This window comes from Vibrio sp. Isolate33 (assembly GCF_022397895.1).
In the GTDB taxonomy this organism is placed as follows: Bacteria; Pseudomonadota; Gammaproteobacteria; order Enterobacterales; family Vibrionaceae; genus Vibrio; species Vibrio pomeroyi.
On record NZ_JAKEUP010000011.1, the window covers coordinates 159,820 to 171,317 of the forward strand.

The 11,498-nt window shown below is 45.6% G+C and carries 8 protein-coding genes; all 8 read right to left on the minus strand.

Translation table 11 applies throughout. The annotated features are described in order from the left end of the window. Window positions 1–111: 111 nt before the first annotated feature. The 8 genes from L1D37_RS16170 to L1D37_RS16205 all read right to left on the minus strand — a co-directional run bounded on the left by L1D37_RS16170 (window position 112) and on the right by L1D37_RS16205 (window position 10,701). Entirely contained in the window at window positions 112–2,046 is a 1,935-nt protein-coding gene (locus tag L1D37_RS16170; RefSeq protein WP_239848451.1) for a family 20 glycosylhydrolase, read from the minus strand. Between the two features lie 12 nt (window positions 2,047–2,058). Continuing rightward, window positions 2,059–2,943, minus strand: a complete 885-nt coding sequence (locus tag L1D37_RS16175; protein WP_239848452.1) for an N-acetylglucosamine kinase — start codon at window positions 2,941–2,943, stop codon at window positions 2,059–2,061. A gap of 2 nt (window positions 2,944–2,945) precedes the next feature. After that, the gene (locus L1D37_RS16180) at window positions 2,946–4,667 is read right to left on the minus strand and encodes a glycoside hydrolase family 9 protein (protein ID WP_239848453.1); all 1,722 of its coding nucleotides are present in this window, start codon (window positions 4,665–4,667) and stop codon (window positions 2,946–2,948) included. Window positions 4,668–4,765: 98 nt separating this feature from the next. Further along, entirely contained in the window at window positions 4,766–5,761 is a 996-nt protein-coding gene (locus L1D37_RS16185; protein ID WP_017063264.1) for an ABC transporter ATP-binding protein, read from the minus strand. A gap of 87 nt (window positions 5,762–5,848) precedes the next feature. Continuing rightward, complete coding sequence (locus tag L1D37_RS16190) at window positions 5,849–6,832, minus strand: ABC transporter ATP-binding protein (protein ID WP_017633260.1); 984 nt, start codon at window positions 6,830–6,832, stop codon at window positions 5,849–5,851. Window positions 6,833–6,834: 2 nt separating this feature from the next. Next, window positions 6,835–7,860 (minus strand): ABC transporter permease, encoded by a 1,026-nt coding sequence (locus tag L1D37_RS16195; RefSeq protein WP_239848454.1) that lies wholly within the window; start codon window positions 7,858–7,860, stop codon window positions 6,835–6,837. Window positions 7,861–7,862: 2 nt separating this feature from the next. Beyond that, on the minus strand, window positions 7,863–8,849 hold the full coding sequence (locus L1D37_RS16200) for an ABC transporter permease (protein ID WP_017633262.1): 987 nt from the start codon (window positions 8,847–8,849) through the stop codon (window positions 7,863–7,865). Between the two features lie 169 nt (window positions 8,850–9,018). Then, window positions 9,019–10,701, minus strand: coding sequence for an ABC transporter substrate-binding protein (locus L1D37_RS16205; RefSeq protein ID WP_017633263.1), 1,683 nt, complete (start codon window positions 10,699–10,701; stop codon window positions 9,019–9,021). Between the last annotated feature and the right edge of the window lie 797 nt (window positions 10,702–11,498).

Below are 11,498 nucleotides of genomic sequence, written 5' to 3' on the forward strand. Positions count from 1 at the left end.
CAAACTGCATCTATGCAGCTAATTTTTAAATAGTGATGCTGAGTTTTAACTAGACTGAGCACCTTAATTTGAGTCAACGAACACTCGGTATGAGTGTGCTGTGGTTTTGTTTTATTCAGCTTTCCAAGGGTTGCGGTAATCAACATTGAGTCTGTCGAGCAGCGGCAAGTGACCCTTTAGGCGAGACAAGTAATCTAGCCAGTTTCGGTTGTTTTTATGTGTCCAACATCCTTCAGCTAAAGCGCTAATTCTTGGGAATACCATGTAATCCATACGCTTTTGGTTGGTGACGATCTCACACCATAGAGCACTCTGAATTCCGCGGATCCGCTTACGAATTGGGTCGGTGTCGGATATCTCAGCAAGCGCTTCGTAGGTATAAGCTTGTTCTAATGGGATAACGGCAGCCCAATCTACGCCCGGCTCTTCCGGTGCATAATCTTGGGTCATGTCGAGATAGGTAAATTGTGCAGGTTGCAGAACCACATCAAAGCCTTGGCGAGCACAGTTCACAGCCGCTTCTTCGCTGAGCCACGAGTAGATGATGGTCTCTTTGCTCACCTTGTCGCCGTGCTGAGCTTCTTCCCAGCCCACCATACGTTTGCCAAGTTGCTTAAGTTTATTCTCGGCATAGCGGAATAGGTGACCTTGCAAGTCTTTGCTGTCTTGGTACTGGTGCTCTTTCATCAGTGCTTGAGCGGCAGGGCTGTTAGTCCACACGCCCGGTGGTACTTCGTCTGCGCCCATGTGAATCAATTCGCTAGGGAATAGTTCTGCGACTTCTTCAATAACCGCATCTAAGAATTGGTAAGTACCTGGCAAACCTGGATTTAACACGTTGTCGTTGTAGTGCTGAATACTCTTGTATTGAGTAGTGTCAGCTTGCTCTACTAACATCTCAGGCAGTGATTTGATCGCGGCGCGACAGTGTCCCGGGATATCGATCTCAGGGATAACAGTGATGCTACGCTGCTCTGCGTATTCAATAACTTCGCGAATCTGTTGCTGTGTGTAGAAGCCGCCGTAGTTTTCAGCAATATGGGTATATTGCGGTTCCAATGCATGATCAGGACCACGCCAAGCACCGATTTCAGTTAGTTGAGGTAGGCTCTTTATCTCGATTCTCCAACCTTCATCATCAGTTAGGTGCCAATGAAAAACGTTGAACTTGTAGTGCGCCAATTGGTTGATTAAGCGCTTCACTTGTTCCACTGAATGGAAGTGACGAGCGCAGTCCAGCATCATGCCACGGTATTTGAAGCGTGGTTGGTCGGCGATTTTGCAACATGGCACAGAGAAGCTTTCGGCATCCTGTTGTTGAACTAATTGAATCAGACTTGCCACGGCGTGTGTGAAACCAGATTGGCTGCCTGATTCAACAATTATCTGTTGTTCAGTGATGCGGAGTTTGTATTCGGCTTCGTCTAAAGTCGGATTACTGCGGAATAGAATGTCATCGCTTTCTTCTGTTGGAAGCTGATTCGAAATCGACAATTCAAAGGTTGAAAGTAATTCTTGTTTTAGCCAAGTGACGGCTTTATCTGCAAGGTGAGATTGAACTTCAATCTTGCATTTACTATTTAACTCGAAGCTACCTTGCTTAAGTTCGAGTTGGTTCGGCTGAGGAATTAATGCCACCTCAGCAGCGTTCACTTCAGGTATCTGATTGCGTTCACGGTATGGTGACGCCAGCACAATAGGTGATATCGCGACTGGCAGCACCGAGGTTTCACCTTGGTGATGCGTTTTGATAAAGGCATCGTTTAGACCGTCAGAATAGAAACGGAATGGGGCGCTTTGAATGCTGAACTCAAGGTAGTAATGGTTGTTCGCCTTTAACACTGACGAACTTGGTTTGAACGAACAAAAGCTGCCAACTTGAGTTAGCTCGCCTTGCGACAGACTCTCCTGAAGGATGAATCGGTCAAACGCAAAATGGAGTGACCAATCTGTTACGTCAAGATCACTTAAGTTATGTACCGTAAGGCCGAATCGGCAGTTATTTTTTTGTTCAGAAAGAACAGCTAAGTCGATGCGATAATTCATATAACTTCCCTGCTAAGCCTGTTGATACAAGTTGTGTTGTGGTTTACCGGCAAACATCAATGCGCCTTCGATAGCGTCAAATTGAGGTTCAACGATCCATTGTTGTACTGGAGGTGATAGCCAGTTGAGAATGCGCTCTGCGATACTGCCCATTAGGCACACCTTGTCCGCACCTTTACGATGCAGTGCTAGTACAAACATTTCGATATCAGCGGCGGTTTGCTTGAGCATCTCGATAGCTAGCTCATCGCCTTCGTTAGCCAGTTGAAAAATCACTGGCGAGAATTGACCGTAGTCCTTTGGAATAGCGCCTTTTGACCATTCAACGATGGCATCAACATCATTGCCAAAGTGGTTCATCACGTGTTGAGTCAGTGGTGTCTTGTTGCGAATACCATCTTCAGCAAGCAGAACTTGTTGAATCAAACGAAGGCCCATCACAGCGCCGCCACCTTGGTCGGAAATTGGGAATTCACGGCCGCCAACCACGTACTGCTCACCATCTTGTAGGTAGATGCCGCATGAGCCAGTTCCACCAATCATGATCGCGCCGTTTTGGCCATTGTGAGCGCCAATACAAGCACCGTAAGCGTCAGTGTTGAGCGTCATACTTGCGAAAGGGTGTGGTTGAGCCATGAAGTCGAACCATGCCGATTTTTGCTCAGCACCAGCCAGTGCAAGGCCAACATACATATTGGAAAAATGATTAGAGTCGAGTTGCCCTTGCTGCGCCGCTTGAGTAATCGCATCAACAATTGAGCTCATCGCAACATCAACACCCAAAAGGATGTTGGCACTGCCACTTTTCGCTTCACCAATGAGTGTGCCTTGTTCATCACGAATACGCGCGCGACAAGACGTGCCACCACCATCAATACCTACGTAGTAAAGAGTCATGATTATTGCTCCTTACGCTGTGCTAAGAAATTGAATTGCGCAGCAGTTGCCAATAGGAACCATGCGCCATGAGGGATCCATTGTTCGCCCCAGCGCCAGTTCTGGAGCATGTCATCTTTTTGTGCTGGTGGATTGAACGCAATGTCTTGATCATCTTCAAAGCCAGCGGTGATGCCGTTACAGATACCGCCTTTCGCATTGAAAAAGCCAAGCTGTGGTAGGTAGTCAGGGTTATTATGGCCGTGACCATCAAGCATGCACATGTGGTATGGGTTGAGGCCCAAGATCCAATCTAGGCTGTTCTGTGAAAGTTGGATTAAACGCTTTTGAAGTTCGCTGTCTTGAATGTGTGGCTGAACTAAGTACGCCATGGTTGCGATTGAACCAAGACGTGCGTTTTCGCCTTGCCACCAATAGCCCGTTTCATTTTTCTGAGCAACGAAGAAAGCATCGCGCTTATCACCATCAACATTTTTAACGTACTGTCTTGGGTAGCCAAATGGGTTGGTTACTTTATCGGTGATGCTGATTTCGAACTGACACGCCTGTTCAACAACGGTGCGAGCTTGTTCTTTCAGCTCCGTATCGGTTTCATTGTTGATGTACTCATACAGAGCAATCACAGGAAGGCCAGCTTCAGCGGCATGAAAGTATGGGCGAGAGCCATCAGCGTTTGCTGACCAGAAATGCGAAAATGAGTCATCTGACTGTTGGCGAGAGATCAAACGAGTCGCCCAAGTTCTTGCTTCTGAGAGGTATTGTTCGTCTTGTGTTACTCGGTACAGCTCATTGGCTGCGAGTAGGGCGCAATACTCATCAATGATGTTCTCTTCACCATCGTTTAGGTACTGCAGGTTGTACTCTTTAAGATGCCAGTAACCTTTGGTTGCGGTATCAAGATAGGTTTGGCTAGAGTAGCTGCCTGAAACCTCAAGTTCAGAAGCTGCGGCTAATGCAGCGATAGCAACACCGGCACCTTGTCGGTAGCCTGCTTGCAAATCTGTAGACTTATGACCTTCTTGAGTGGTATATGCGCAGATGTCGCGTTGGTTGATGTCTTTGCTCCACTTGTCGAATACTGTCATGTAGAAGTATCCAGCCGCGTCTTGCATACGCACTAGGAAATCAGCCCCGAATAGCGCTTCTTCTGTTAGGCGAGTCATGGAGAATTTAGGGAAGTCTGGATTGTCGCTGGTTAAGCGCACGCTTTTGAGCATGTTCCAAACCACCATAGGAATCTGTTGTGGGTTTAGGTAGTTGCCGTAAGACAAGTGGCTAAAGTACTTACTTACATCACCTGATGCATCGTACCAACCTCCGTGGACATCGACATATCTGTCGGTGCCGAGAATTTGTGCTTGTCGATCTTTCTTGTCAAAAGTGCCGCCACAACGTTGAGACTTAAAGTAATGAAGCACATCAGAAAAGGTGTGGTTCATTAATAGGTTGCTGCCAATCTCGAAAACTTCTGAGCGTAGGTTATCAAAGCGCAGGTAGTAGCGGCCGGATTCGGTAAATGAACTGAAATCGATTGTGAAGAATTGTCCTTGATGCCAGTTTGCTACGCGGCCTTGTTTCACGACATCAAAGTTGCCCACAGTAATATGGTTGTCGGCACACACCAAAAGTGCAGTCGTACTCGATAAACGAGCCTTTTTAGTTTGTAAGATCGCCTGCTTAGGAGCCGAAGATTCGTAGCCAATATGGTTGGTCAATAACAGCATCAATGTTCTCCAAAGGTCCCAGTTTCTTTTGGCTAGGTACCTGAATTAGTTTGGATATGAGTAGTTAGGGCCCGCAGACCCTAACTCAGTCTTAATGTTTAGCTTTCGTGTAGGTAACAGCGAACAAAGTGGTTATCGGCTAATTGAGTCACACCCGGTAGCTGCTCTTTACACTTGTCCATTGCGTGAGTACAACGGCCTGCAAAAGGGCAACCTGCGGATACTGGAGTCCAAAGTGGAATTTCACCTTTGTTACCTGCCAATTGTTCGTGGATCGATTTCTTAGGATCTGGAACGGCAGAAACCAGTAGTTGAGTGTAAGGGTGTTGAGGGTTAGCAATAACGTCATCGGTATCGCCCCATTCCACCATATGGCCGACGTACATCACTGAAAGATCTTCGGCAATGTAACGAGCTGTCGCGATGTCGTGAGTGATGTAAAGCAGAGACATTTGTTTCTCAAACTTCATCTCTTCCATCAGGTTCAAAACACCAGCACGAATTGAAACGTCTAGCATTGAAGTTGGTTCATCCGCTAGAACAACCTCAGCACCAACCGCGATGTTACGTGCTAGGTTGACGCGCTGACGTTGGCCGCCAGACAGTTGGTGAGGGTACTTCTTCGCTGTCTCTTTTGGTGGGATCAGGCCAACTTGCTCTAAAAGATCGTAAACACGTTCTTCTAGCTCTCTCTTATTGCCAGGGGTGACCTTCTTGTGGATCAACAGTGGTCGAGCAATATGGTGGAAGATGTTATGTGTTGGGTTGAGTGAACCAAACGGGTCTTGCCATACCATCTGCACACCCTCACGGTAGTGCATAAGATCTTTTCTGCTTGAGATCTCTTGGATATCGCGGCCTTTGTATTCAATCGTACCGCCTGAAGGTGCGTACATCTTTGCGATCATTTTTGCTGTTGTTGATTTACCTGAACCAGATTCACCAACGACCGCTAAGCCGCGGCTTTTGTACATCTTGAATGACACGTCGTTGATCGCACGCATCATTGGGGTTTGAATGGTGGTACTGCTTATTGGGAAGTCTTTTACGACATTCTTACCTTCTACCAATAATTGACCGAAATCTTTGCTCATAATTGTCTCCAGAATCCTTGTTCGCTTTGCTTGTTTTTAGGCGGTCGAGCCGCCTGTTTAGTTATTCACGCTGAAAAAGCGTGCAAGCTATAGCTTCCTTTGTACTATTGGGTCGCCGTACAGGTGGCAGTTAGACAAATGTCCCGGTTCGATAGAGCGCAGCTTGGTTGGTACCTTGGTACAGGTTTCATGTACACGGTCACAACGAGCTTGGAAACGACATCCTTCAGGAATCTCTAATAGGTTCAAAGGGTTGCCCGGAATGCCTGCTAGTTTTGTCTTTGGCCCTGTTAGTGGAGGGAAAGAACTTCCCAGCCCTTTGGTGTAAGGGTGGTAAGGGTTTTCTAGAATATCTTGAGATTTAGCGACCTCGATAAGCTCACCTGAGTACATGATGCCGATGCGGTCAGAGAACTCGACCATCAATGACAAGTCATGGGTAATGAACAGAATCGAGAAGCCAAACTCTTCTTTCAGTGCATAGATCTTTTGTAGGATTTCGCGTTGAACAACCACATCAAGAGCGGTCGTTGGTTCATCCATAATGATCAGTTTTGGATTCAGGGCTAGAGCTATAGCAATAACCAAGCGTTGACGCATGCCACCAGAGAACTGGTGAGGGTAATCACTCAAACGGCTAGGGTGAATATCTACGATTTCTAGTAGACCTTCAGCTCGTTGTTTAGCTTGCTCACGAGTCATGTTGGTGTGACGCATGATTACGTCACAGAACTGCTCTTCCATTGGTAGTACTGGGTTGAGCGCGTTCATCGCACTCTGGAATACCATCGACATCTCGCTCCAACGGAACGCTTGCATGCGGTCATCACTGTATTCAAGGATGTTCTCACCGTTGAAGATAACCTCACCACCACTGATGTAAGCGGGCGGCTTATGAAGACGCATTAGCGAGAAAGCAACGGTTGATTTACCACAGCCAGACTCACCAGCTAAGCCGAATACTTCACCTGGCGCGATATCGAAACTTACGTTGTTACACGCACGGACATCGCCAGACTCTGTGATGTAATCCACGCATAAGTTGCGGATAGAAATTAGTGGTTCAGACATGATTATTTATCTCCGCTCCAAAGTGCATTTTGTGGTGGTAGTTCTGGTTCACGTTCTTCTTTGTCTTGAGCTGCTAGTTTATTCCAACGCTTCATGCCTTTGTGAGAACGCAGTTGTGGGTTAGCAATTTCATCGACAGCAAAGTTAAGCAGAGCAAGACCCGTTACGAGTAGTGTCAGTGCGATACAAGGAGCCAACAGTTCCCACCAAGCGCCAATCAGCATTGATGAAGAAGTTTGAACGTTGTAAAGCATGATGCCCCAGCTGATTGTGTTCGGGTCGCCAAGACCAAGGAACGAAATCGTTGCTTCCATCATGATTGCGTACATCACCGAACCGATGAAGCTCGCACCAACGATAGAGATAAGGTTTGGCAGAATTTCTACGAAGATGATGCGGAATGAAGATTCACCCAAAACTTCAGCAGCTTTTACAAACTCTTTTTCACGTAAAGCTAAGGTTTGGGAGCGAACAACACGGGCGCCCCAAGCCCAGGACATAAAGCCAATAACCAAGGTTATGGTGAGTGGCCCTGCCTCACCGATAAAGGCTGCAACAACGAACAACAATGGATATTGAGGGATAACCAACATAATGTTCATTGCGGCGGTTAGAACGTCATCAACACGTCCACCGAAGTAGCCTGCAGAAACACCAATAACGGTTGCTAATAGACATACGGTTAGACCCGCACCAAAACCTACAGCAAGAGATACGCGTGCGCCGTATACCACTTGAGACCAAACATCACGACCCATACGAGTTGTACCAAGTACGTGGTCTGCCTTTTTAGACATAATCAATGTACGACGGTCATCTGCTAGGTTTTGAGCAACCCAGCCATCAGGGTTAGTTTGTGCTGATTTAACGACGAAGCCAGGGTATTCGTGTGGATTACCTGTACGCTTGTCTGGTACATGTTTTGTGATCAATGGAGCAGCAAGTGCGCCAAGGATGAAAATACTTAGGATGATGACGCCTGTTAGTGCCATCGGGTTACGCCAAATGAGTTTTAGAAAGTCTTTCATGATTATTTACCACCCTTACGAAGACGAGGGTCAAGAACAACGTAAAGCATGTCTGCAACTAGGTTAAAGAACAGCATGAATAGCGTCATGATAAGCAGTTGACCTTGCAGTACTTGGTAGTCACGAGCGTTAATTGCGTTGAAAAGTACACTGCCAAGACCTGGGTAGTTAAAGATGATTTCGATAATTAACTGACCACCGATTGCCATACCTAGTGACATTGAAAGTGCTGTCACACTTGGTAGCATCGCGTTACGAGCTGCGTAGTTGAATACCACTCGGTTTTCGCTCAGGCCTTTGCCTTTCGCCATGGTGATGTAGTCTTCTGCTAGTAGGTTGATCATGTTGTTACGCATGTTTACTAGGAAGCCACCAATTTGAACAACAGAAGCACAGAACAGTGGTAAAAAAGCGTGGTAAGCGACATCTTTAATGAATGCCCAGCTTGTCCAATCAGGCATAGTACCTGCGGTGTAGGCATAACCGGTTGGGAACCACTTCAAGCCAATTGCAAAGGTAAATAGTGCAATCATCGCGATAACAACTTGAGGAACGGCTTGTAGAATAAGCATCCCTGGCGTTACGAAGGCATCGTATTTACTGCCGCGTTTCCACGCTGCGAAAATACCTAGAATTGAACCAATCGAGAAAGAAAGAATAACTGCGGTGCCAGCTAAGAAAAGCGACCAACCGAATGCTCCGCCCAACAGTGTGTTTACAGAAAGTGGGTAGAATTGAATTGATGTACCAAGTTCCCAGCTCAGAATGTTCTTCATGTACGCTACGTATTGAACCAGTAAGCCACCATCAACGAAGCCTAATAGTTCTTTCATTGCAGCAATACGCTCTGGAGTAACCTGTACAGAAGCGTTCGCAAACATCATGGTAACTGGGTCACCAGGCATTGCTCTTGGAATAATAAAGTTTAACGTCGCAGCAACTAACAGCGCGACAAAATAAAATGACAAACGTCTTAAAAAATAACCCATAACTCACACCTTACTCACCCAGATTGTTTCCCTGTTTCTGGATTCAGGTCGCTCCTAGCGAAATTTGGAACGAAAAATCCCCTGACGACTAGCGCCATACTTTCAATTGAGAGTGTGGGGATTTTTATAAGCGGCGTAAGAGGTTACGCCGCAAGGATTGAACGATTACTTATTTAACTGGTTTTAGGTCCAGTACATGAAGTAGACGCTCTGGAATACCAGCCCAAATGTTTGGACGGCCTTTTGGATTTTCTTCGTTCCACCAACCAGTGAAGCGAGTTGTGTTGTATTGGTACATGTAAGCACCAGACATCACAGGGATTGTCACTTGGTCTGCAGCGATGATTTGCTGGATACCGTGTGCAATATCTAGCTGCTCGTTCTTATCAGCTGTTTTGTAGAAGCTGTTTAGAAGACCATCTAGCTTTTCGTTTTTGTAGAAGTGCATTGCGAAACGAGGCATACCATCACCAGATTGTAGTGATGAGTTGTAAGCACTGTTCCAGTACGTGTATGGATCCGCACCGTGGAAGTAGTTTGTGTATGCTACGTCGTATGTACCTTCAAGCATTGCTTGGTTGTATACAGAGAAATCTGGTGTACGAGCTTTCGCTTTAATACCGATTTCGTTTAGCTGTTCTACTGCTAATTGAACTGTGTTGTTGAAGTCAGTCCAGCCGTTTGGCGATTGGATCATTAGTTCGAAAGACTTACCAGATGGAGTGTCAACAAAACCATCTTTGTTTACATCTTTGAAGCCAGCGTCAGCAAGAAGCTTTTTCGCGCCTTCAGCGTTGTAAGTATTGAAGCCTTTGTACTTGTCATGAGTTTTTTCATCAGACCAAGCTTCAAACGCGTAACCTAGACCCGATGCGAAATCGTTCACAGTGCCGCCGCCGTAGAATGCGATGTCGATGATAGTTTGACGGTCAAGAGCCATAGAGAAAGCACGACGGAAGTCAACGTTGCTCAACGCTTCATGCTTCGCAGCATCAGGGTGTTTGAAGTTAACGATGAATGCCTGTGTACCTGCTGGCGGGTACCAGTAGTGGTGTTTAGGGCTAGCTGCTGCGTATGTACGGTCGATATCTGGAACGAAAGAAGACGTCCAGTCCATTTCACTGTTTACAACTTTACCTAGGAATTGGTCGTTGTTCGCAATTTGTGGAACACGTAGACAGTCAACATCTAGGTTGTCTGCATCCCAGTAGTTCGGGTTTGCACACTGGATGTATAGTTGAGCTGTAAACGTATCGATTTCTGTAAACGGACCAGAACCAACTGGATTTTCATTGGTAAACGTTGATGGATCTTTAACGTCTTTCCAGATGTGCTTAGGTACTACAGGTACTTTAGCAATCTCATAAGGTACGTTCGAGTTTGCTTCTGTTAGGCTGAACTTAACTTGGTTGTCGTTCAGTTTTTCTACAGAAGTTACCCAAGAGTTGATACCAGATTGGTCAAGCTCTGGCTTCTCTTTTACAAGGTTGAAAGAAAAAACAACATCATCAGCAGAGAAAGCTTCTCCGTCAGACCATTTAACACCCTTACGAATGTCGAAAACTACGCTCATCAGATCATCTGACATTTTGAAGTTTTCAGCTAGACGGAACACTGGAGTGTTACCGTGCATTTCGTTAAATACTACTAGCGGCTCATACATGAAGTCAGTTGTAGTATGTAGGTTAGTAGCACCAAGGTACGGGTTAAAGTTACGTACGAATGTAGTGTACTCTTTCGGGTGAACGGTCAGTTCACTGCGTTCTGCAGCTGTTGCTACTGATGCAAAACCTGTTGTAGCGGTAGCAATAATTGCTGTTGCTATTGCTGTTTTTTTTATATTGGCAAGCATAGCTGTTCCTTACTATTTGCTTTCATTTCACTAATGGATTGAATGTTATCTGTCGCTAAATGGTTTAGTAGATACACACTCTAGTTAAAGGCCTACCTCTTCTTCGTTGCTCCAGATTCATCGTTGATTCCGAGAGGTGGTAAGAGTGGCCTGTAGGCCTTTGGCAGGAGTAAGAAAACACCTTATCGATGAATTAATCAAACTCGTTTCCCGTCAAAAACGTTAAAAACACATAACCACACGTCATTAACGTCAAAATAGGGTGGTTTGATGGTTTTTTGCACGCAATTGTTATGGTGATGTGACTCGCAATTGAATTTGTGTTGGTAATTAAATGTTAGTGCTTACTTACTTTCTGTTCTTTTAATTATATAGCCTTGTTCTGTTTTAATGTAATTGTAGATCTTGGTCACTTGCTCGTTTTACGTTAAATTTCCCTAGAAAATTAAATCTGCCGTTCTGTTGTGACTCGCTTCTCAAACTGCAACAAAGAGTCAGCTAATGGTTAAGAATGGTGAAGAAAAGGGCAAGTAACCGTGAATTTTAACAGTGCCGTTTGCGCTCAAGTAACGTGATATTTCGCTTGTTTAATGATGTGAAAAAAGTGGTTTCAAGGAGGCGTTATTGTGCCTTTTACTGGAATGCCATGCACAAAAATGTATGGTCCGCCCCGTTATTGCAACTACAATTAAGTAATAACGGAGTTGGTTTGCGCTAATGTATTCGGAGTCCTTGTTGGGAGCACTAGCTTCCCAGCTCCACGATGATATCCGCGCCAGATTATCCTTAAAAAGCCC